Below are 22,420 nucleotides of genomic sequence, written 5' to 3' on the forward strand. Positions count from 1 at the left end.
ATGAATAATCCAGTAATCGTAGATTGTATCCGCACACCAATGGGTCGTTCAAAGAACGGCGTATTCAAAAACAAGCGTGCGGAAGATTTAAGTGCTCACTTAATGAAAGGTTTGTTAGACCGTAACCCAGCCGTTGATCCAGCATCAATTGATGATATTTACTGGGGCTGTGTTCAACAAACGTTAGAGCAAGGTTTCAACATTGCTCGTAATGCGGCATTACTAGCCGGTATCCCTCACTCTGTACCAGCGGTAACGGTTAACCGTTTATGTGGTTCATCAATGCAAGCATTACATGATGCAGCACGCGCTATTATGACTGGCGCTGGCGATACCTACATCATTGGTGGTGTTGAACACATGGGTCACGTACCTATGACTCATGGTAATGATTTTCACCCAGGTTTATCAACGTCTGTAGCACAAGCTGCTGGCGTAATGGGTTTAACTGCTGAATACCTTGCAACGCTTCACGGCATTAGCCGTCAGCAGCAAGACGAATTTGCTTACCGTTCACACCAACGTGCACACGCTGCAACAGTTGAAGGTCGTTTCCGCCGTGAAATCCTAGCAATGGAAGGTCACGATGCAGATGGTTCTTTAATCTTAGTTGAAGACGATGAAGTAATTCGTCCTGAGACGACTGTTGAAGGCTTATCGCAACTACGCCCTGTATTCAATCCAGCATCAGGTAGCGTAACTGCAGGTACTTCATCTGCACTTTCTGACGGCGCGTCAGCAATGCTTGTAATGAGCGAAGAGAAAGCAAAAGAACTTGGTTTACCAATTCGTGCGCGTATTAAATCAATGGCTGTTGCAGGTTGCGATCCATCAATTATGGGTTATGGTCCTGTTCCGGCATCGCAAAAAGCACTTCAACAAGCAGGTATCACAATTGACGATATCGATGTTGCAGAGCTGAACGAAGCATTCGCAGCACAATCTCTACCAGTATTAAAAGACCTAGGTCTGATGGATGTGGTAGATGAAAAAGTTAACCTAAATGGTGGTGCAATTGCACTTGGTCACCCACTAGGTTGTTCTGGTTCACGTATTAGCACAACGCTTGTTCACCTAATGGAAGACAAGAACGCTAAATACGGTCTAGCAACTATGTGTATTGGTTTAGGTCAAGGTATTGCAACTGTATTTGAGCGCGTAGAGTAACGAGCTCACACCAAACATCTTGGTGATAAAAAGGCGCACTGATTTGCTCAGTGCGCCTTTTTTATTTGCTTTGCTTTAGGTTATTGAAACAGGCGGCAATAGAAAGTTAAAATAGCCGCTTATTAATTGTCTCTTTCATTCAAAAGGTCAGCCATGAGTTTTGATAATCCCGATCACCAATTAGATGCACTTGGCCTTCGTTGTCCAGAACCTGTCATGATGGTGCGTGGCGCAGTGCGTAAAATGAAAGATGGTGAAACATTACTTATCATCGCCGATGACCCATCAACTACCCGTGATATTCCAAGCTTTTGTACTTTTATGGATCACACACTTCTGGCTAAAGATGTAGAACAAGCACCGTATCGATACTTGGTAAAGAAAGGGTTGTAACGAGCTCGTAGGTTGGGTAGAGCGAAGCGAAACCCAACGTAACTGAAGGATGATAGCAACAAATTAAAGTTCGTGAAGTTCAACTTTTAATCGAAATTAAACTACTCTTATCATTTAACATTCAAGGATGAATGTATGCGATACAGAAGAGTATTAATCCCCGGGGGCACCTATTTCTTTACTCTAGCGATTGCGCAAAGAAACTCAGCACTTTTAACTTCAAACATCACTCTGCTACGTTCAGCTTATAAAAGTGTGGCAAAGTCACACCCTTTTAAAACGCTTGCCATTGTCATTCTTCCAGATCACTTACACGCTATTTGGCAACTACCCGTTGGGGATTGTGATTATTCAAAACGGTGGCGATTAATTAAGTCTAATTTTTCTAGACAACTAAATAATTGCGAGCATAAATCGCCTAGCCGCATTCAGAAATGTGAACGAGGTATTTGGCAGAGACGGTATTGGGAGCATTATATAAAGGACGAGCAAGACCTAATGAACCATATTAATTATATTTACTTCAACCCTGTAAAACATAAATACGTGAATCAAGTTGAAGACTGGCCATTTTCGTCTTATAGGAAATTGAGTAAGTCATCTGTTTTTAATTTGTCAGATGATGAGTTAGATATCGCACTTAATCTATATGAAGATTGATGAGAAGGCTGGCGCTTTGTTCTAACGCTAGCCTAATCAGTGTAGGTTGTGTTGAGAGCAACGAAACCCAACGTGATTGCTAGCAAATCCAACACTCCCGATAATTAATCCGTTGCAGAGTTAGATACGCCAGCTAATCTTCAAGGTGAGTGTATGCGTTGGGTTTCGCTCCGCTCTACCCAACCTACCAGCGCAGAGCTTTACTTCCGAGTTGCTGTCACTTTTGGTTGATTGCTATTGCGGTAATCGAAGCTCACTACATACTCGCCTTTTGCAGCGGGTTTGAGTACGTAGGTTGGGTTGAGAGCAACGAAACCCAACGTGATTGCTGGCAAATCAAACCCTCCCGATAGCTAATTCGTTGCAGTGTATGCGTTGGGTTTCGCTCCGCTCTACCCAACCTACCAGCACAGAGCTTTACTTTCGGGTTACCGTCACTTTTGGTTGATTACTGTTACGGTAATCAAAACTCACTACATACATACCTTTTGCAGCGGGTTTAAAGCTGAAATAATTGTAGATAGTATTACAGTCGGCATTGGCGGCTTGACCTAAAACCAATGATTGCCCTGCAGGGTCTATATCACTGTAACCGCAGTTATAGCCTTCGCTAAAATCAGCATCCGCTATTTTGAATTCATAAACCTTACCAGGTGTTGAAAACTTAACTTCGGTTTGGAATATACCTGGTGCAACTTGCTCTAATTGATACTGAGGTTCGGCATCCCACAAGGTAAAGTCACCACGTAAATACATAGTACGGTCAAGGTCTTTGCTTGGCAGAATATCATCGATGCTTGGCATTTGCATTTGGCTAGAACAGGCTGTTAATAAGCCTGCTAATGCTAAAGTAATTACACGTTTCATTACTATTCCTTATGCTACAAAAAAGCCAGCACTGAGCTGGCTTTTATTAATTGGCTACTGCTTACTTCTGAAGTACAGAGATATCAGCAATATCTAAAAACAGGCGGCTTAGTTGGCTTAACAATGCTAAACGGTTTTGTTTAACTGCTTCGTCATCGGCCATTACCATGACATTATCGAAGAAGTTATCAACACTCTCACGGATACCCGCAAGTTGTGACAATGCTTCTTGGTAATCACCATTTGCATATAGAGGTGCAAGCTCAGTTGCAAACTTCGCAACATGCGACGCTAATACTTTTTCTGCATCATCGCTTAATAGGCTCTCATTTACATCACCTTGTGTTGTGATGTCATTCTTAGCCAGAATATTGCTTACGCGTTTATTTGCTGCTGCAAGCGCTTCTGCAGCCTCTAATGTACGGAAGTGACTTACCGCTTTAACACGACGGTCAAAATCAACTGGTTTAGTTGGACGACGAGCTAGCACAGCTTGGATCACATCAACTTCGATACCTTCATCTTGGTACCATGCGCGGAAACGACCTAGCATAAACTCAAACACATCTGTTGATACGTTTAGGTTTGTTAGCTTCTCGCCGAATAGCGTTTGTGACTTAGCAACTAGATCTAAGATATCTAGCGGTAATGATTTTTCAACCATGATGCGTAATGCACCAATCGCTGCACGGCGAAGTGCAAATGGGTCTTTGTCGCCTTTTGGCGCTTGACCAATACCAAAAATACCCACCAGCGTATCAAACTTATCAGCAATTGCTACTGCACAGCTGATCACATTGGTTGGTAAATTATCACCCGCGAAGCGAGGCATATATTGTTCATTTTGCGCTAGTGCAACTTCTTCAGCTTCACCGTCGTGACGAGCATAATGCATACCCATTACACCTTGTACGTCGGTAAACTCCATCACCATTTCGGTCATTAAGTCTGTTTTACTTAATAAACCTGCACGCTTAGCCAGCTCGGCATCGGCACCTAATTGCTCCGCAATGTAACCTGCAAGTTCACTGATACGCTCAGATTTGTCTTTTAACGTACCCAATTGCTTTTGGAATAAAACAGTATCAAGCGATTCTAAACGGCTCTCTAGCGTTTTCTTCTTATCAGTTTCATAGAAGAATTGCGCATCAGCTAAACGTGGACGAACCACCTTTTCGTTACCAGCAATTACCACGCTTGGATCTTTACTTTCGATATTAGAAACAAATAGGAACTTGTTAAGTAAGTTGCCGTCTTGGTCTAATAACGGGAAGTATTTTTGGTCGTCCTTCATAGTATAGATAAGCGCTTCTGAAGGGACATCTAAGAAGGCTTCTTCAAATGTTGCTGTTAATGTTACTGGCCACTCAACAAGAGATGTTACTTCTTCCAGTAAGTCTTCATCCATCGCTACTTTTGCATTTACAGCTGTTGCTGCAGCTTCAATCTGTTCACGAATTTGTGCTTTACGTGTTTCGAAGTCAGCGACAACATAAGCAGATTTAAGAACATCAAACACGTCATCTGCGTGGTTAATTGTTACTTTTTCTGGATGATGGAAACGGTGACCTTGTAATTGGTTGCCAACTTGCTTACCAAGGATTTCACCTTCGATTAGCGTGCTACCAAATAAAATAGTCGCAGTGTGCACTGGGCGGATAAATTGTGTTTTATTTGCACCCCAACGCATTGGTTTAGGGATAGGTAATTTAGCAAGCGCTTTGTTTACAGCATCGCTCATAAGCGAGGTAGTTGCTTGACCTTCAACCTGTGCTTTGTGTAATAACCAAGCACCTTTATCTGTTTCTAGCGTTTGTGCGTCGCTTACATCGATGCCACAACCACGAGCCCAACCCATTGCGGCTTTAGTTGGGTTGCCATCTGCGTCAAAAGCCGCTGCTACTGCAGGGCCGCGTTTTTCTACAACCTTATCACTTTGTTTAGCTTCAAGTGCAGTAACACGTAAACCTAAACGACGTGGTGATGCGTACCAATTAACGCCTTGATGAGCTAATTCTAAGCTTGCAAGCTCAGCTGCTAAGTTCTCAGCAAACGACTCAGCAAGTTTACGAAGTGCTTTCGGTGGCAACTCTTCAGTGCCAATTTCTACTAATAAATTTTCTGCTGACATGCTAATTCTTAATCCTTACAAAGCGGGAAACCAAGAGCTTCACGGGCATCATAGTAACTTTGCGCACATGCTTTAGATAAAGCACGAACACGTAAGATATAACGTTGACGTTCTGTTACTGAGATAGCGTGACGAGCGTCTAATAAGTTAAACGCATGTGATGCTTTCATTACTTGCTCATAAGCTGGTAATGGTAAGCCTGCTTCAATTAGCTTTTCGCTTTCTTTTTCACAGTGATCAAACTGTGCAAATAAGAACTCAACATCCGCTTGTTCGAAGTTATAAGCCGATTGCTCTACTTCATTTTGATGGAATACATCACCGTATGTGACACGACCCATAGGACCATCTGCCCATACAAGATCATAGATGCTATCTACGCCCTGAATGTACATTGCTAAACGCTCAAGACCATACGTGATCTCACCTGTTACTGGTGAGCACTCTAGGCCACCTACTTGTTGGAAGTAAGTGAACTGCGTCACTTCCATGCCGTTCAACCAGATTTCCCAACCTAGACCCCAAGCACCTAATGTAGGCGACTCCCAGTTGTCTTCTACGAAGCGAACTTCGTCAGTTAGCGTATCGATACCTACCGCAGCTAAAGAGCCTAAATAGAGCTCTTGGATGTTCTCTGGTGATGGTTTTAATACTACTTGGAATTGGTAGTAATGTTGTAAGCGGTTTGGGTTTTCACCATAACGACCATCAGTTGGACGACGGCATGGTTGAACATACGCGCTCGACATTGGCTCTGGACCAATCGACTTTAAGAAAGTTAACGGATGAAATGTCCCTGCTCCCACTTCCATATCGAGTGGTTGAGCAATCACACAGCCTTGCTGTGCCCAATAGTCCTGTAAAGCCAGGATCAAACCTTGGAAGGTTTTAACGTCATATTTTTGCATATTTGGCTTATAGTATCTGGTGCGTTTAGTCTGAAAATTGCTCTCAGTATACCTTGTGTGCAGTAAGGTTTTAAGCAGTTTGTGCTTTTTCAGCAATAAAAAAAGGAGCCAGTTGGCTCCTTTTTAAATCTCAATTCTAACTTTACACGTCTAAGTTAACTACACGTAGTGCATTCGTTTCAATGAAGTCACGACGAGGTTCAACTTGGTCACCCATTAATGTCGCGAACAATTGGTCAGCTGCAACCGCATCTTCAATTGTTACTTTCAACATACGACGTGCGCCTGGGTCCATGGTGGTTTCCCAAAGTTGATCTGGGTTCATCTCACCTAGTCCTTTATAGCGTTGGATATAAAGGCCACGTTTCGATTCACTAATTAACCACTCTAATGCATCAACAAAGTTATCAACAGCATGAGTTTTCTCACCACGTTGAATATATGCGCCTTCTTCAAGTAAGTTAGCAATGTTAACACCTGTCGCTGCAATGCGTTTGTAGTCACGAGATGTAATGAAGTCGAAGTTCAATACATGCGCTTTGTCCACACCATGTTGGCGAATATTCACAACAGGATAATACATGTTGCGTTCTGTATCGTGCTCAGTGCTCGCGTGGAAAATAGTTGCATCTTCATCGCGTGCAATTAAGTCTTCAACAAGCGTGTTAGTCCACTCTTTTACTTTTGCTTCATTTGCTAAATCAGCTTCTGTAATTTCGCTTTGATAGATTAAACGTTCCATAACCGAATTTGGATATTTACGTTTTAAACGTTCAATTACTTTTACTGTATTTTGATAATCGTGAACAATTCTTTCTAATTCTTCACCTTCAAGTGCAGTTGCACCTTCACTCGTATACAGTGCAGCATTGTTCAATGCTAATGACGTTAGGTAATCAACAAGCGCTGGATCATCTTTAATGTAGCGTTCTTGCTTACCTTTTTTCACTTTATAAAGTGGTGGTTGCGCAATATAGATAAAGCCTTTTTCTACAATCTCTGGCATTTGACGGTAGAAGAAAGTCAGTAGCAAGGTACGAATGTGAGAACCATCCACGTCCGCATCGGTCATAATGATGATACGATGATAACGAAGCTTTTCTGGGTCATATTCATCACGACCAATACCACAACCTAATGCTGTGATTAATGTCGCTACTTCTTGCGAAGAAAGCATCTTATCAAAGCGTGCTTTTTCAACGTTAAGAATCTTACCTTTAAGTGGCAAGATAGCTTGATTTTTGCGGTTACGACCCTGCTTAGCTGAACCACCTGCAGAGTCACCCTCCACTATGTATAGTTCTGAAAGTGCTGGATCTTTTTCTTGGCAATCAGCCAATTTACCTGGTAAACCGGCTAAATCCATTGCGCCTTTACGACGTGTCATTTCACGCGCTTTACGAGCTGCTTCACGTGCACGTGCTGCATCAATGATTTTGCCAACAACAGTTTTAGCATCAACAGGATTTTCTAATAAGAACTCTGTTAGTTTTTCTGCCATTGCTTGCTCTACAGCAGATTTCACTTCACTTGATACTAGTTTATCTTTAGTTTGTGATGAGAACTTAGGATCAGGTACTTTAACACTTACAACTGCAGTTAAGCCTTCACGAGCGTCATCACCCGTTGCATTGCTTGTTGTTTTCGCTTTTTTGTTAAAGCCTTCTTTTTCCATGTAGTTATTTAGCGTACGCGTTAATGCGGCTCTAAAGCCAGCTAAGTGCGTACCACCATCACGTTGTGGAATGTTGTTTGTAAAACAATAAATGCTTTCTTGGAAACCATCGTTCCACTGCATTGATACTTCTACACTAATACCGTCTTCTTCACGCTCATGAGTAAAGTGGAAAACACTTTTATGTACAGGTGTTTTGTTACGGTTTAGATATTCTACGAATGCCTGAATACCACCTTCATATTTAAAGTGGTCATTTTTAGCTTCTTCACGCTCATCGGTAAGAATGATACTTACACCAGAGTTTAAGAACGAAAGCTCACGTAAACGCTTTGCTAAAATATCGTAGTGGAAGTTTAAGTCAGTGAATGTTTCACCGCTTGGCCAAAAACGTAATTCAGTACCGGTGTCAGTTGCATCACCAATTACAGCTAATGGTGCATCTGGTACACCCATAGTATAAGTTTGTTGGTGAATTTTGCCTTCACGACGAATTGTCAGTTGTAGTTTTTCAGATAGCGCATTTACAACCGAAACACCTACACCGTGTAAGCCACCCGATACTTTATATGAGTTATCATCGAACTTACCACCAGCGTGAAGTACCGTCATGATAACTTCAGCCGCAGAAACACCTTCTTCTTCGTGAATAGATGTAGGAATACCACGACCGTTATCTCTAACAGAGACTGAACCGTCTAAGTGAATCGTTACAAAAATATCATCACAATGACCAGCTAAGGCTTCATCGATAGAGTTATCAACAACCTCAAACACCATGTGGTGTAGGCCTGTACCGTCATCGGTGTCCCCTATATACATTCCTGGACGCTTTCTTACTGCGTCTAATCCTTTAAGTACTTTAATACTCGACGAATCGTAATTCTCAGACATGGTTAATCCCACTTATCTTGTTATTAGGTTGCCATGTTTCACGTGGAACATTTTTAGTTCTCGTTGCATGGGTTCCACCACAGCAGAAATACTTTCAGATAAAATTGATGAGATAAAAAGTTGCGAATCGCAATGAGTCAAAAGCTGACCCACTTTTTCTTTTGTATCTTCACCCAGTTCTGAAGGTAAGTCATCTATTAGCAATATAGATTGCTTATCTGTTTCTGACTCAATTAAGCTATTTTGCGTTACTTTTAACGCATAAAGCAAGAGCTTCAATTGACCACGAGAAAATGTATTTTCTACACTGTTGCCAGAAACACTAAAACTAAAATCAGCTTTATGCGGTCCCTTACTTGTGAAACCTTGTTTGGCATCACGTTCAAAGCTTTGCTCAAGCGCCTCTGAGAGCGTTTCACTCTCTTTCCAGCCCGCATGAAAGTTAATTTCTAAATCGCTTACAAGCGTTAATTCTGCACACATTTTATCAAAAAACTGCTGCTTAAACCTACTTATATACGCGATTCTTAAATTATTTATTTGTTCAGCTAGTCTAACAAATTCTTTATCCCAAAACTTGATCTGTTCGAAATAATCTCGAGGTTTACTTTTTAATAAAGCATTACGTTGTTTCAGTACTTTATTAAAGGACTGCCATAAATAAAAAAAGTCATGTTCCACGTGGAACAATCCTAAATCGAGAAATTTTCTACGCTCTTTTGGGCCACCAAAAAACAATGAATAGCTTTCAGGTGTAATAACTTGCACCGGTACTAGCTGCGCTAATTCAGAAATTTTTCGGCTCGTTTTTCCCTGAATCTTTAAAGATGTTTCACCCGCTTGGTTTTTACTAATACCAATTGGGATAGACAAGTCGTGTAGTGCTTTTCGACCATGTATCACAAACTTGTCTTGTTGATGCTGAATGATATTTTTATGTTTGGCGGTACGAAATGATTTACCGTGAGAAAGGAAATAAATCGCCTCAAGGAGACTAGTTTTTCCGCTGCCATTTTCGCCGTAGATAATGTTTATGCCATTAACCGGCTCAAGTGTCAGCGCCTCAATATTCCGAAAATTATTGAGGCTTAAATGACTTAAACTCATATAAGCTTATAGGCGCATCGGCATAACAACGTACATAGCTTCTTCGTCACCCGCACCTTCAATTAGCGCACTGCTATTAGAATCTGCAAGCGTAAACGTAACATCTTCTGTTTTTAATGTATTAAGTACATCAAGGACATAAGAAACGTTAAAGCCAATTTCAAGTTCGCCACCTTGGTACATTACTTCAACGACCTCTTCAGCTTGTTCTTGCTCAGGGTTGTTTGCTGTAATTTTTAATAAACCTTCAGACAGGTTTAAACGTACGCCACGGAACTTTTCATTCGATAAAATAGACACTCGCTGAAAAGCACTACGTAGCCATTCACGGTTAGCAGTAATCACCTTGTCACCACCACGCGGCAATACTCGACGATAATCAGGGAAACGACCATCAACTAGTTTACTGGTAAACGTAAATTCAGTATCAATAATACGAATATGATTAGCACCGAATTGAATGGTAACTAGCTCATCATCAGCCACCATTAGGCGCATAATTTCTTGTACACCTTTACGTGGAATAATTAACTGACGTTGCGTATTTAATGATTGCGGTAATTGCTTTTGTGCAATCGCCAAACGGTGACCATCTGTAGCCACTGTTTTAATATCTGCGTTATCAACTTCAAATGACATACCGTTTAAATAATAACGTACGTCTTGATTCGCCATAGAAAAATGCGTGCTTTCTAAAAGCTTGCGTAACTCTAAACGCGTTAGTTGAAATTCAACTTCACCATCCCACTGCTCAAGATTCGGAAAATCTTCAGCGGCAAGCGTTGTTAAAGAAAAACGGCTTTTACCACTGGTTAGTAGTAACTGATGATCTTGGCTACTTAACGTAAGGTCTGAGCCATCAGGTAAACTTTTACAAATATCGAGTAACTTTTTAGCTGGTAAAGTGAGTTGCGTATCAGTGGTATCTTCACCTACAAACACACTCGCCACTAACTCAATTTCAAGATCGGTACCCGTCATCGAAAGTTGTCCGTTTTCAACAACTAAAAGTACGTTCGATAAAATAGGTAAGGTGTGCTTACGCTCAATCGCACCAGACACTTGAACTAAAGGTTTTAAAAATTGCTCTCTTGATATTGTTATTTGCATAATAAAGTCGGCCTTAAGATGACAAGGTTCTTATTAAGTTTTGATAATCTTCTTTCACTTCGTGGCTTTCATCACGTAGTGATTTAACTTTACGACAAGCGTGTAATACAGTTGTGTGATCGCGACCACCAAAAGCGTCGCCAATCTCAGGTAAACTGTGATTTGTAAGTTCTTTTGATAATGCCATGGCCACTTGACGTGGTCTTGCTACTGAACGGCTTCGACGTTTAGATAATAAGTCTGACACACGAATGCGGTAATACTCAGCAACTGTACGTTGGATATTATCTATCGTTACCAGTTTATCTTGCAGAGCAAGTAAGTCTCGCAGGGCTTCTTTTACAAAGTCGATCGAAATCGGACGACCAGTAAAGTTTGCATTAGCAATAACGCGGTTTAACGCCCCTTCTAATTCACGCACATTTGAACGCAATTTTTTAGCGATAAAAAAGGCCACTTCATGGGGTAAATTAATTTTACTTTGCTGCGCTTTTTTCATCAAAATGGCAACGCGCGTTTCAAGTTCTGGCGGCTCAATAGCAATTGTTAAACCCCAACCAAAACGTGATTTAAGGCGATCTTCAACCCCTTCTATCTCTTTGGGATAGCGGTCTGAAGTTAATATAATCTGTTGATTTCCTTCAAGTAAAGCGTTGAATGTATGGAAAAACTCTTCTTGTGAGCGCTCTTTATTAGCGAAAAATTGAATATCATCGATCATCAATGCATCAACACTTCGGTAATAACGTTTAAATTCTTCAATGGCATTATTTTGCAGCGCTTTAACCATATCTTGCACAAATCGCTCTGAGTGCATATAGACAATTTTAGCGTCTGGCTTATTTGCCATAATACCGTTACCAACAGCATGTAATAAGTGAGTTTTACCTAAGCCCGTACCACCATATATAAATACAGGGTTAAATGCTGAACCTGGGTTATCTGCAACTTGAGTCGCTGCAGCTTTTGCTAATTGGTTTGATTTACCTTCAACAAAGCTATCAAAAGTATAATTTTCTTTAATGTTTGATTTATAACCTGATTTTGGTGCAGGTTCTACCGCTGCTTTTTCAGGCTTTGGCTGTTGCTTTTCGGCAGCTTGTTGTGGAACAGATGCGCTAGCTTCTGAAGCAGCCGGTGCTGATGCCACTTGGGCATTTAAAATTGGTTTACTACCAACATCAAAACGTAGCTCAGGTGCTTCATCACCACAAATTTCAACGAGTAGTTCATTAATACGGTTTAAATACTTTTCTCTCACCCAATCCAAAACGAAACGGTTAGGTGCATATATAGTCAACGTATCTTCGGTACTTTCTGCTTGAAGTGGTCTTACCCACATACTGAATTGCTGTGAAGGCAATTCATCTTGCAATACATATAAACAACTTTGCCAAACCGACAGATACACAGTTAAACTCCCAGAGATTTAATTTTTATTCCCGTTCATCTTTAATGATGGAAAATCAAACATTTATTGCTAATCTTTGACCAACTTTCTTGGCCCAGACCGACTATTATGAAGGTACTTTATCCACAAGTACAAGATTGATTTTTATGAAAAATATGATCTCAGCAACATAAAAGAATAAAACACTGATTTTTAAGAAATTTATTTTTTAAGCTCGAACAGTGATCATAACAAATTTGCAGGCAGATCGCGATCAAATTCTACGATCGAATTGGCTTTTCCCAAGCTTTTATTCACTTTTTATACAGAGGCTGTGGAAAACTTCTTATTTATGATGATCCTATATGATCACGAAAAAGGATCCTTTATAATTACTACCTCTGCAGCGTTTTAATGATTGACTTTTATTGTCTTCATCTATAATATCTCGCGCTCGCAATGGCACCTGTGCCAGGATCGCGACCTGCATAGGATGTTTTAACCTTAACCGATCGGATGGAATTGTTATGAAAAGAACTTTTCAACCTAGCGTTTTAAAACGCAAACGTACACACGGTTTCCGTGCTCGTATGGCATCAGCAAATGGCCGTAAAGTATTAGCTCGTCGTCGTGCTAAAGGCCGTAAAGTTCTTTCTGCTTAATATAAGTGGAAGACTTTAGCTTCAGCAGGGAGTTACGTCTGTTAACTCCCTCGCATTACTCTCGAATCTTTAATGAACCAGCACGCGCTGCGACTCCTTTCTTTACTCTATTAGCTAAACGCAATGACCAAACTAATCCTCGATTAGGTCTTACGGTCGCAAAAAAACACGTTAAAAAAGCCTGTCAACGTAATCGAATTAAACGACTTGCTCGCGAAAGTTTCCGTTTAAATCAACATAAAATCGATAACATTGATATTGTGCTTATGGTTAAAAGTGGTATTGATGAACAGTCCAACGAAGAGCTAACAAAGCAACTAAATAAATTGTGGCGAAAAATTAACGAACGCTGCAAGCCTGGTGCACCTAAACCACCACCATTTAAAAAACGCCCGAATAAATCAGCTAAATCTAATAAACAAGCCTGATAGCAATAGAATTACAGGCTTAATTAAGGTATCTTTAGCTCACCTTTTAATCATGCATTTAAAATTCTACGATGGGAATTTAAATTCATGGTATCCATTGACTAAATTAACGCAGGGGCAGACACATCATGAGGTTACTTAAACCACTTGTTGCTATTCCAAAGCGCTGTTTAGTCATGCTAATACGCGGCTATCAAAAATGGATAAGCCCACTATTAGGCCCGCATTGTCGTTTTAATCCAACCTGCTCTAGTTACGCTATTCAAGCAATTAATTTGCATGGAAGTGTAAAAGGCAGTTGGTTAGCTGTTAAACGCATATTAAAATGCCACCCTTTACATGCTGGTGGGGATGATCCCGTACCGGCAAAAAATCATATTAACCACCAACACGAGAAATAAGAGCTGTTATGGAATCGCAACGCACGTTTTTATTAATCGGCTTGATGCTTGTGTCGTTTTTATTATTTCAAGAATGGAATAACGACTACAACGCACCAAAAGCTGATCCAAGTGCCACAACACAAACACTAGGCGCAACTACACCGGAATCTGATGACTTTATTCCAGCATCATCTGACGGTGAAGTTCCAGCTGCTACTACAGCAAAGCGCTCAGTTATCGATGTAACAACTGATGTATTCACTGTTAAGATTGACACCCGTGGTGGTGACATCATTGAGACAGACTTACTTCAGTACGAAGAAGATAAAGGCAGTAACACACCTTATATGCTATTAGGTGAGTTTGATGGTAAACAATACTTCTCACAAAGTGGCTTAATTGGTTTAAATGGCCCAGATGCAACTGTTGAAGGCCGCCCTGTTTATAAAACCACACAAAAAGCATTTACTTTAACGGGTGATGAACTACGTGTACCACTAGAGTTTACTGACAGTAAAGGTGTGACGTTTACTAAAACTTATATCTTCAAAAAAGGCGACTACGCTGTAGATTTAGAGTACACAGTAAACAACGTAACAGCTGATCCAATTCAAGTGCAGTTATACACACAAGTAAAACGCACAGTACAAGAAAAAGGTAGTCTAGTAGATCAAAACTACTTAGGCGGCGCATATGGTACTGAAGAAGAGCCATATGAAAAATACAGCTTCTCAGATATGGCTGATAAGAACCTTAATATCACTACATCTGGCGGCTACATTGCATTTATTCAACACTACTTTGTAAGTGCATGGGTACCTAAGCAAGACCAACAAAACACTCTTTACACTAAGCTTGTATCTGGTAATGCGGCAATTATTGGTACTAAAGGTGAAGCAGTTAACGTACAAGCGGGTACGCAAGCAACACTTAGCTCAACTTACTACATGGGTCCGAAAGAGTCTGACGTACTAGAAGCAATTCACCCAGACTTAGATTTAACCGTAGACTACGGTTGGTTATGGTTTATCTCACAACCACTATTCGTATTACTTAAGTGGTTACACAGCATCCTAGGTAACTGGGGTCTAGCTATCATTGCAATCACTGTTATCGTTAAGACAGCAATGTACCCGCTAACAAAAGCACAATACACGTCAATGGCGAAGATGCGTGCATTACAGCCTAAAATGGCTGCGCTAAAAGAGAAGTATGGTGATGACCGTCAAAAATTCGGTCAAGCTATGATGGAAATGTACCGCAAAGAAAAAGTGAACCCTATGGGTGGCTGTTTCCCGCTGTTACTACAAATGCCAATCTTCTTAGCATTATTCTACGTATTCTTAGAGTCAACTGAGCTACGTCATGCTGAATTCATTTTATGGCTAAATGACTTATCAGCAATGGACCCATACTACGTATTACCTGTTTTATTTGGTTTAAGTATGTTCATCACTCAAAAGCTGCAACCTATGACGGTTACTGACCCTATGCAGCAAAAAATGATGACCTTTATGCCAGTAGTATTCTCTATTTTCTTCTTATGGTTCCCATCTGGCCTAGTACTTTACTGGTTAGTATCGAACCTTATCTCAATCGCACAGATGCTAATCATCTACCGCGGTATGGAGAAAAAAGGTATTAAGGTAAGAGGCTAAACTCTCTACCCAACAAAAAGGCGCAAACTGCGCCTTTTTTAATGCCTGAAAATAGCTAACCGAGAATAGGTGAATAAACCTGATTGGGCACACTTCGCTCAGTAAAGCTCAAACTCGTAGTTAGCAGCGAAGCAACCACCAAACCAATTGCAATTCCCCCAGATAATCCAAGCCACTTTCCAGCTGTTGTTTTACGCTTAACCCTAAGCCAACTCATATAGATGCCTGCAGCGCTTACAAAGCTCATCAATGCACCAAATAGCGCCCAAATAAGCTTGGTACCAATTCCTGCAAAGTTACCAAAGTGCAGCGGATCTGCGGTGTCTTTAATTCGAGGTAGCAGATGTAATTCTTCTCCTTTTTGTATACCAAGTACCTCACCTGAAATTGGTTTTACATAAACACGGTTGGCACGTAGACGCAGTAAAATATCATCGTTATAACCGCGCACTTCAATAGGCTGATTTGCTTCATTAGGATAACGAATATAGCGAATATCAAGGCTACTAAATGCCTGTTGAGCTGCTTCATAAGCAGCAGCTAAACTAATTGGCGATAGACCTTTGCGAGGACTTTGTTTTTTAAACTCACTCAAGGCTTGTGGACTAGATACATAGTGAGGTACCTTCGCGGTTTGCAGTCCATGTTCTATCAGATACCAAACCCCTGTGATGGCCATCACAGCAATAAACCATAAACTCCAAAGCCCTAACAGCTTATGCCAATCAGACCAACTACTGCGCTTATCAAGGCTAAGCGCAGCAGGTTTTTTTATAAAACCTTGCCACCAGCGCCGATACACATAAATACTCGAGACCAATAAAATAACAAGTAAAATACTCAAACTGGTGACGATTAATTTACCCGTCCAGCCCATCGACAAATTCATATGCCAGTTACGTAAAAACCGCGATATCCGCGCCCACTCTCCTTCACCGAGTAAGCGACCCGTTGCTGCATCTAAATACACAAAACGAAATGAATCACCGACTTTAAGGGCCGCTTCAGTGGCTAGGTAATCTTGCTTATGACGTTGTATATAGAGTAACTGAGCTTGCGGATAATGCTTATTAAGGGTGTTTTCGAGAGCTTGGTAGTTAGTAGAGGCAGAAGAAGTTAAAGCACGGTACTTAGCGTCTGTTAAGTATTCGAGTTCATGACTTAACGTAGCGAGTGTGCCCGATACGCAGGTAACAAAAAGCAGGACTCCAACAAAGAGTCCTGCCCATGAATGTAAGTTAAACCAACTTTTAGCGTTCACACGCCACCATTAAAAGTTGTATTTAGCACTTAAATAGACACGGCGTGGTTCACCAGGAAAGTGCCCTGTTCGCTCGATAAAGCCACTGCTTGCGTATTCTTTATCAAACAAGTTCTTAACTGATAGCTGCCATTGCCAGTTATCAACGGTTGTTTGCCACGCCATGTTGTAAATAGTGTAAGGTTTAACGCGTTGACCACCTAAACTAAGCTGTTCATCAACATAATCTAAACCAGCAGAAATAGATGACGATAAACTAGCTAGCTCATAGCGTGTCCATATACCTAAAGTATTTTGCGGTGCGTTGGCAAATTTATCGCTATCAGGAATTTGGTTACGAATACTGTCATTTGCTTCAGTAATACGGGCATCATTATAGGCGTAGCTTGCAGTAACCACCCAGCGCTCAGTGATATCACCAACCACTTCTAGTTCAAAACCTTTACTTTGAACTTCACCCACCGCAACTAAGTCATCAACGCCGTCGCCTGCAACATCACCCAATAAACTAGGCTGCAGAATGTTTTTACGTACGATATCGTACACAGCCATATTAACAGCAAGTGTGTCTTCTAATAATTTGGTTCTTAAACCTAACTCATTAATACGGCTAGTCTCTGGCGAGAATGGTCCGCCTTTTGCTGTTTCTTGATCACTGGCACCCTGTGGTACAAAGCCAGTACCATGAAGCGCATAAGGAAAGAACATATTGTTAATGTTATAGCTGGTACCAATACGGTAGGTTAAGTCGCTATCAGAAAACTCGGTTTGATTTAACAGATCTTTATCTTCAAAACGGTCATATCTTAAGCCAGCAGTAACACTCCAATTTGCAGTTATATCAAGCTGATCTTGCAAGTACGCACCAAAGCGAGTGCTATTTGTTTTACCTAACCTTGGTTTAATACTATCAAGATCATAATCATCAGCAGAGGTTAAACCATATTCAGGATCGTTAAGAGCAAGACCTGGTACAGGGCCTCCTTTACTCTGTTGCTTTGCTGTGCGGTAAGCACTTTCAAAGTCATGCTCATACCAGTCACTACCAAGCAGCACTTGATGTTGCATGTCTGCAATTATAAATTCTGCAATCGCATTAGCAGTTAAACTAAAGCCTTCGTTTTCACGTACTTGATCACGAAACTCACGATGGCTCCAATCTACAATACCGTCGTCATCAGTATCTACAAGCCCTCTTGGCTCATGGTAGTTTTGTACTTCTTTGTTATCAAAATAGCGTGTTGTGACATCTGTTCGCCAAATATCATTAAACTCATGTTTTAAAGTAGCCTGATAGACATGGGCTTCAACATTTTGAAAGTCTGTCGCCTCGTTATGATTCCAGCTAATATCAGTTAAAAAATTGCCATTATCATCAGCAGGGACTCCACGTAAACGTGCCCCACCCAACTCTTGCTCTATATAGGTATACTGAGTGGTCAATTCGGTTGCACTGTTAATAAGCCACGTATAACCAAGATCAACAATAGTATTATCGCTGCTAGTGTTAGCACGGAATGGCTTTTCAGTATCACGGTAAAGACCAACACGGTAAGCATGATTATCAAGTGATTCACTCAATGTTCCAGTGCTTTCTAATGCACCACTGAAGAAGTCATCATTACCTACTTCAACTTCAATACTGTGTTCACTGGTGAATTTAGGCTTCTTAGTTACATAGTTAATAATACCGCCTGGATTACCACTACCATATATAGCGCCAGCAGGCCCTTTTAAAACCGCAACTTGTTCAATATTAAATAATTGCGGTACAGCAAAACCATTGAAAGGGTCGCCCTTTACGCCATCATATAAAATCTCATCTTGGCGGAAACCACGGAATGTCACGCCCGAATAACTAAAAGCATTAACGCCAGCAATATTGCTATAAAGGTCGGTAATTTGACGAGCAGCCTGATCGCTGATCAGCTCCTGCGGCAGAATTTGGATTGACTGAGGAATTTTCTCTAAAGGTGTATTTGTACGAGTTGCAAAGCTTGACTCGGTTGGGCGATATAAAGAAAACGCACGGCCAACAACTTCTATTTTTTCGATCTCTTTAGAATTGGTTTGATCAGAAGTAGTAACTTCTGTTTGAGCATGGACAATGGTCGAAAAACCAGCAGCAAGTGCAATAAAAACAACAGAAAGACGCATAATAAAAAGGGACAAAATGAATAATGCGCAACATGTTAATGAATATAATTATCATTTGCAATGCCGTTTTTTATTAATCGGAGCTAAATAAAGTATTACTTACAATGCGCTTTTAACACTTCATTGGTTAAACAGCTATTCGCATGAAATTAAGCCATAGGTTACAATAGAGCCAGCATTCATTCTTTTATTGGCATTTTTCATCGCATGATTAATCAAGACACAATTGCAGCACAAGCGACCGCACCAGGACGTGGTGGGGTTGGTATTATTCGCGTCTCTGGCAGCTTAGCTAAAACAGTGGCAGAGCACATTATTGGCCGTTGTCCTAAAACACGTTACGCAGACTATGTGCCATTTAAAAGCTTGAGCGGTGAGCAGCTTGACCAAGGTATTGCTATATACTTCCAAGGACCAAATTCATTTACCGGTGAAGACGTACTTGAGCTGCAAGGTCATGGCGGTCCTGTTGTACTTGATATGCTATTAAAAGAAATTAGCCAAATTGACGGTGTTCGTTTAGCAAAGCCGGGGGAGTTCTCTGAGCGCGCATTTATGAATGACAAGCTTGATTTAACTCAAGCTGAGGCAATTGCCGATCTCATCAATGCAACCAGTGAACAGGCAGCAAAAAGTGCCCTCCAATCTCTGCAAGGTGAATTTTCTAAGCACATCGAAACGCTGGTGGAAAAAGTCATTCACCTACGTATGTACGTTGAAGCCGCTATTGACTTTCCAGATGAAGAAATCGATTTCCTATCAGACGGTAAAGTATCAGCAGATCTCAATGCCATTATTGATCAATTAGAAAATGTAACTCAGCAAGCAAAACAAGGTAGCATCATGCGTGAAGGTATGCGTGTTGTTATTGCAGGTCGCCCTAACGCTGGTAAATCAAGCCTATTAAATGCATTAGCTGGCCGAGATGCAGCTATTGTTACCGAAATAGCCGGTACAACACGTGACGTATTGCGTGAACATATCCACATTGATGGTATGCCACTGCATATTATCGATACCGCAGGCCTACGCGAAAGCCCTGATAAAGTAGAACAAATTGGTATAGAGCGCGCATGGGAAGAAATTAACCAAGCCGATCGCGTACTATTTATGTTAGACGGCACAGACACATCAGCCACTGACCCTCATGATATTTGGCCGGAATTTATGGCCAAGTTACCAGAGGGTATGGGCGTTACTGTGATCCGAAATAAAGCCGATATTTCAGGTGAAAATGTCGGAATGGATGAACATGAACAATATCCGGTGATCCGTTTAAGTGCCAAAAATGCAGAAGGTATAGAGTTAGTTCGTACTCACTTAAAGGCATGTATAGGTTTCCAAGGGGCAACTGAAGGTGGATTTATGGCACGCCGTCGTCACTTAGATGCACTTGATCACGCAGCCTATCATTTAAACACAGGCAAAGAGCAATTAGAGATGCATATTGCTGGTGAGATCCTGGCTGAAGAGTTACGCCTAACACAACAGTTCTTAAATGAGATAACGGGTGAATTTACTTCTGATGACTTGCTAGGAAAAATCTTTAGTTCGTTCTGTATAGGTAAATAAATTCCGGTCATCAATATTATAAAAAAAGAGTCTTGCGACTCTTTTTTGTTTTTAATTCGTAATCAATTATCGGTTCAGGGCCGAAACCAGCCAGTAATTAAACCCAAATCAATTAGTCTAGCGATGTCATTAAACGGAGGACGTCATGGACAAATATCAACTCTTTCATCAATTACACCACCAGCAAATAGGCTTTGTACTCGCTAATGCGTGGGATCTTAGTTCAGCACAATTCATTCAGGCCGCAGGAGCTAAAGCTGTAGCAACAACCAGCTGGGGCATTGCTGAAAGTTTAGGTTTAGCTGATGGTGAGAACATCTCTTTTCAAACTCAGTTAGCGCTGGTTAAAAGCTTGACCAAATACATACATATTCCACTCTCTGTCGATATAGAATCAGGATACAGTAACGATCCGCTGCAAATTAGCCAAAACGTTCTTGCGTTAGCAAAATTGGGGGTTGCAGGTATCAACATTGAAGACTCAGACAAAGACACGAATGCACTGAGATCTACCGAGCAGCAATGCACTATTATTAGTGAGATAAAGAAAGTACTTAACGAAAATGGCTTCGGCAGTTTATTTATTAACGCCAGAACCGATACCTACTTTGTTAGTGACAGCCCTTTTAAAGTCACATTGAAGCGCGCAAAAGCTTATCAAGATGCAGGTGCAGATGGTCTTTTTGTACCTGGCTTAACTAATATAGAGCACATAACCAGCTTAGCTAACGCGATAGATATGCCACTAAATGTGATGGCTATGAACAATTTTAACTCAGCAAAAGCCGCTTTCGCTGGTGGCGCAAAACGATTTTCATTGGGTAATTCGCTCTATGATCTAGTCGGGAATACGATAAAAAACAGTTTAACTCAGATCGAAAACTAACTTAGCGAGCAAAAAAATCAGATCAAAACAGCTTTTAAGATCGAATTTAGCTAAAAATGTTATCCACATTTGAGGCTTTTTTAGATCTAAAGGCTGATTTGATCATAAAAAAACGCTGAAATTTGAACTTATTTACAAACAACAGCCCTTTTTGATAATTAATTTTCTAAAAAGCAGCCTTTATTTGCCCATATTTAAGTTTTTTTCGATCTATTTTATTGATCGCAAATTACAAACCGATCGTTATCAACAAGCGATCTATCCACAAAACGATCATACTCTCCATTTTAATCCGATCTAAAAACTAAAGCGCTTACACTCAATTAAAGATCAACAACTTAGCAAAGTTATACAGTTTCTAAATTCTAGCTTGATCAGAACTTTCCCCAAATTTATTAACAGCTTGATCAAAGGGTTTAATTTACGAATAAATATAAAAAACCATTAAAAACAGTAAATTATAAAAAACATTGAATTTAAGCCGTTATTTTAGGCAGAAAAACTTATTCAGATCGTAATTCAACGCTTTACTCACACCCTAACTTAGTTATCATGTGGCCACTTATTTCTATACATGATCAATCACATGCAATCAGTAAATATCATCGTTGGCAGCCAAATGGGATCTGCTGAATACGTGGCAGAGCAACTAACAGAAGCCCTTGAACAACAAGGGATCCAAGTGCAGCTTCATGAACAGCCTGTATTTGATGATATTGATCAGCAAGATACTATTTGGTTGTTATGTACTTCTACATATGGCGCGGGAGACTACCCAGAGAACCTACTGCCATTTGTTGAATCTATTAACCAACAGGCTGATCTTAAAGGATTAAACTACAGTGTGATCGGATTAGGCGACACTAGCTACGACACCTATAACTATGCAGGCCGTAATCTAGATGAGTTATTAGCAAATAAAGGTGCAAACCGCGTGGCAGAACGCTTAGAGCTAAATATTCTTGATGAAGCGTTACCAGAAGACACAGCTTTAGCTTGGTTACCAAGCTGGATCGAGGCTGTAGGACTCAATTAAGCCGATCGGTGTTGATCATTGTAATAAAAGTTACCCACAATTTACTGATAATTTAGATCGGATTGTGGATAAACA

19 protein-coding genes are annotated in these 22,420 nt (G+C 40.7%); 10 read left to right on the plus strand and 9 right to left on the minus strand.

The features are described from left to right. The 3 genes from fadA (at window position 1) to J3455_RS19095 (ending at window position 2,220) form a co-directional block, all read left to right on the plus strand. Entirely contained in the window at window positions 1-1,167 is a 1,167-nt protein-coding gene (gene fadA / locus J3455_RS19085) for an acetyl-CoA C-acyltransferase FadA (RefSeq protein ID WP_130050121.1), read from the plus strand. A gap of 153 nt (window positions 1,168-1,320) precedes the next feature. After that, on the plus strand, window positions 1,321-1,560 hold the full coding sequence (gene tusA / locus J3455_RS19090; protein ID WP_130050122.1) for a sulfurtransferase TusA: 240 nt from the start codon (window positions 1,321-1,323) through the stop codon (window positions 1,558-1,560). A 135-nt stretch (window positions 1,561-1,695) separates the two neighbouring features. Then, a complete protein-coding gene (locus tag J3455_RS19095) occupies window positions 1,696-2,220 on the plus strand; it encodes an REP-associated tyrosine transposase (RefSeq protein WP_167659035.1) in 525 nt (174 codons plus the stop codon). Between the two features lie 417 nt (window positions 2,221-2,637). Here J3455_RS19095 and J3455_RS19100 read toward each other — a convergent pair whose 3' ends face one another. The 7 genes from J3455_RS19100 to dnaA form a co-directional block, all read right to left on the minus strand. Then, entirely contained in the window at window positions 2,638-3,087 is a 450-nt protein-coding gene (locus J3455_RS19100) for an early set domain-containing protein (RefSeq protein WP_294091798.1), read from the minus strand. Window positions 3,088-3,148: 61 nt separating this feature from the next. Continuing rightward, window positions 3,149-5,218: a glycine--tRNA ligase subunit beta gene (glyS, locus tag J3455_RS19105; RefSeq protein WP_167659033.1), complete on the minus strand. Its 2,070-nt coding sequence runs from the start codon at window positions 5,216-5,218 to the stop codon at window positions 3,149-3,151. A gap of 8 nt (window positions 5,219-5,226) precedes the next feature. Continuing rightward, a complete protein-coding gene (glyQ, locus tag J3455_RS19110) occupies window positions 5,227-6,126 on the minus strand; it encodes a glycine--tRNA ligase subunit alpha (protein ID WP_054554789.1) in 900 nt (299 codons plus the stop codon). 142 nt (window positions 6,127-6,268) lie between these two features. Continuing rightward, window positions 6,269-8,695, minus strand: coding sequence for a DNA topoisomerase (ATP-hydrolyzing) subunit B (gyrB, locus tag J3455_RS19115; protein ID WP_130050124.1), 2,427 nt, complete (start codon window positions 8,693-8,695; stop codon window positions 6,269-6,271). Between the two features lie 12 nt (window positions 8,696-8,707). Next, a complete protein-coding gene (recF, locus tag J3455_RS19120; RefSeq protein ID WP_054563761.1) occupies window positions 8,708-9,802 on the minus strand; it encodes a DNA replication/repair protein RecF in 1,095 nt (364 codons plus the stop codon). Between the two features lie 6 nt (window positions 9,803-9,808). Continuing rightward, window positions 9,809-10,912: a DNA polymerase III subunit beta gene (gene dnaN / locus J3455_RS19125; RefSeq protein ID WP_054563760.1), complete on the minus strand. Its 1,104-nt coding sequence runs from the start codon at window positions 10,910-10,912 to the stop codon at window positions 9,809-9,811. A 13-nt stretch (window positions 10,913-10,925) separates the two neighbouring features. Beyond that, window positions 10,926-12,323: a chromosomal replication initiator protein DnaA gene (gene dnaA / locus J3455_RS19130; RefSeq protein WP_130050125.1), complete on the minus strand. Its 1,398-nt coding sequence runs from the start codon at window positions 12,321-12,323 to the stop codon at window positions 10,926-10,928. Between the two features lie 506 nt (window positions 12,324-12,829). On the opposite strand from dnaA, the gene rpmH reads away from it, so the two are divergent. From rpmH to yidC, 4 genes are all read left to right on the plus strand, one after another. Further along, window positions 12,830-12,964, plus strand: a complete 135-nt coding sequence (gene rpmH / locus J3455_RS19135; protein WP_045980711.1) for a 50S ribosomal protein L34 — start codon at window positions 12,830-12,832, stop codon at window positions 12,962-12,964. 5 nt (window positions 12,965-12,969) lie between these two features. Continuing rightward, window positions 12,970-13,392 (plus strand): ribonuclease P protein component, encoded by a 423-nt coding sequence (rnpA, locus tag J3455_RS19140; protein ID WP_349562184.1) that lies wholly within the window; start codon window positions 12,970-12,972, stop codon window positions 13,390-13,392. Window positions 13,393-13,520: 128 nt separating this feature from the next. Continuing rightward, window positions 13,521-13,793 (plus strand): membrane protein insertion efficiency factor YidD, encoded by a 273-nt coding sequence (gene yidD / locus J3455_RS19145; protein WP_054563758.1) that lies wholly within the window; start codon window positions 13,521-13,523, stop codon window positions 13,791-13,793. A gap of 8 nt (window positions 13,794-13,801) precedes the next feature. Beyond that, complete coding sequence (gene yidC, locus J3455_RS19150; protein ID WP_178926439.1) at window positions 13,802-15,433, plus strand: membrane protein insertase YidC; 1,632 nt, start codon at window positions 13,802-13,804, stop codon at window positions 15,431-15,433. Window positions 15,434-15,488: 55 nt separating this feature from the next. Here the strand turns inward: yidC and J3455_RS19155 are convergent, their stop codons facing one another. Both J3455_RS19155 and J3455_RS19160 read right to left on the minus strand, forming a co-directional pair. Beyond that, window positions 15,489-16,694 carry a PepSY-associated TM helix domain-containing protein gene (locus tag J3455_RS19155; protein WP_256855207.1) on the minus strand — a complete coding sequence of 402 codons (1,206 nt, stop codon included), beginning with the start codon at window positions 16,692-16,694 and terminating at the stop codon, window positions 15,489-15,491. 9 nt (window positions 16,695-16,703) lie between these two features. Further along, window positions 16,704-18,851: a TonB-dependent siderophore receptor gene (locus J3455_RS19160; RefSeq protein ID WP_349562187.1), complete on the minus strand. Its 2,148-nt coding sequence runs from the start codon at window positions 18,849-18,851 to the stop codon at window positions 16,704-16,706. 207 nt (window positions 18,852-19,058) lie between these two features. Here J3455_RS19160 and mnmE point away from each other — a divergent pair, with 207 nt between their 5' ends. The 3 genes from mnmE (at window position 19,059) to mioC (ending at window position 22,345) form a co-directional block, all read left to right on the plus strand. Beyond that, window positions 19,059-20,423 (plus strand): tRNA uridine-5-carboxymethylaminomethyl(34) synthesis GTPase MnmE, encoded by a 1,365-nt coding sequence (gene mnmE, locus J3455_RS19165; RefSeq protein WP_130050130.1) that lies wholly within the window; start codon window positions 19,059-19,061, stop codon window positions 20,421-20,423. Between the two features lie 145 nt (window positions 20,424-20,568). Next, on the plus strand, window positions 20,569-21,309 hold the full coding sequence (locus tag J3455_RS19170) for an isocitrate lyase/PEP mutase family protein (RefSeq protein WP_349562189.1): 741 nt from the start codon (window positions 20,569-20,571) through the stop codon (window positions 21,307-21,309). A 586-nt stretch (window positions 21,310-21,895) separates the two neighbouring features. Next, window positions 21,896-22,345 (plus strand): FMN-binding protein MioC, encoded by a 450-nt coding sequence (mioC, locus tag J3455_RS19175; RefSeq protein ID WP_250661487.1) that lies wholly within the window; start codon window positions 21,896-21,898, stop codon window positions 22,343-22,345. Window positions 22,346-22,420 lie beyond the last annotated feature (75 nt).

The sequence above is a fragment of the Pseudoalteromonas sp. NFXS39 genome (genome assembly GCF_040148775.1).
Lineage (GTDB): Bacteria > Pseudomonadota > Gammaproteobacteria > Enterobacterales > Alteromonadaceae > Pseudoalteromonas > Pseudoalteromonas apostichopi.

Excerpts from the sequence above, each read along its gene's own strand:
- tusA (WP_130050122.1), top strand. The coding sequence starts at position 1,321 with ATGAGTTTTGATAATCCCGATCACCAATTAGATGCACTTGGCCTTCGT.
- fadA (WP_130050121.1), top strand. The coding sequence starts at position 1 with ATGAATAATCCAGTAATCGTAGATTGTATCCGCACACCAATGGGTCGT.
- yidC (WP_178926439.1), top strand. The coding sequence starts at position 13,802 with ATGGAATCGCAACGCACGTTTTTATTAATCGGCTTGATGCTTGTGTCG.
- J3455_RS19095 (WP_167659035.1), top strand. The coding sequence starts at position 1,696 with ATGCGATACAGAAGAGTATTAATCCCCGGGGGCACCTATTTCTTTACT.
- glyS (WP_167659033.1), bottom strand. The coding sequence starts at position 5,218 with ATGTCAGCAGAAAATTTATTAGTAGAAATTGGCACTGAAGAGTTGCCA.
- J3455_RS19170 (WP_349562189.1), top strand. The coding sequence starts at position 20,569 with ATGGACAAATATCAACTCTTTCATCAATTACACCACCAGCAAATAGGC.
- recF (WP_054563761.1), bottom strand. The coding sequence starts at position 9,802 with ATGAGTTTAAGTCATTTAAGCCTCAATAATTTTCGGAATATTGAGGCG.
- J3455_RS19160 (WP_349562187.1), bottom strand. The coding sequence starts at position 18,851 with ATGCGTCTTTCTGTTGTTTTTATTGCACTTGCTGCTGGTTTTTCGACC.
- dnaN (WP_054563760.1), bottom strand. The coding sequence starts at position 10,912 with ATGCAAATAACAATATCAAGAGAGCAATTTTTAAAACCTTTAGTTCAA.
- mioC (WP_250661487.1), top strand. The coding sequence starts at position 21,896 with ATGCAATCAGTAAATATCATCGTTGGCAGCCAAATGGGATCTGCTGAA.
- J3455_RS19100 (WP_294091798.1), bottom strand. The coding sequence starts at position 3,087 with ATGAAACGTGTAATTACTTTAGCATTAGCAGGCTTATTAACAGCCTGT.
- mnmE (WP_130050130.1), top strand. The coding sequence starts at position 19,059 with ATGATTAATCAAGACACAATTGCAGCACAAGCGACCGCACCAGGACGT.
- yidD (WP_054563758.1), top strand. The coding sequence starts at position 13,521 with ATGAGGTTACTTAAACCACTTGTTGCTATTCCAAAGCGCTGTTTAGTC.
- gyrB (WP_130050124.1), bottom strand. The coding sequence starts at position 8,695 with ATGTCTGAGAATTACGATTCGTCGAGTATTAAAGTACTTAAAGGATTA.
- glyQ (WP_054554789.1), bottom strand. The coding sequence starts at position 6,126 with ATGCAAAAATATGACGTTAAAACCTTCCAAGGTTTGATCCTGGCTTTA.
- rpmH (WP_045980711.1), top strand. The coding sequence starts at position 12,830 with ATGAAAAGAACTTTTCAACCTAGCGTTTTAAAACGCAAACGTACACAC.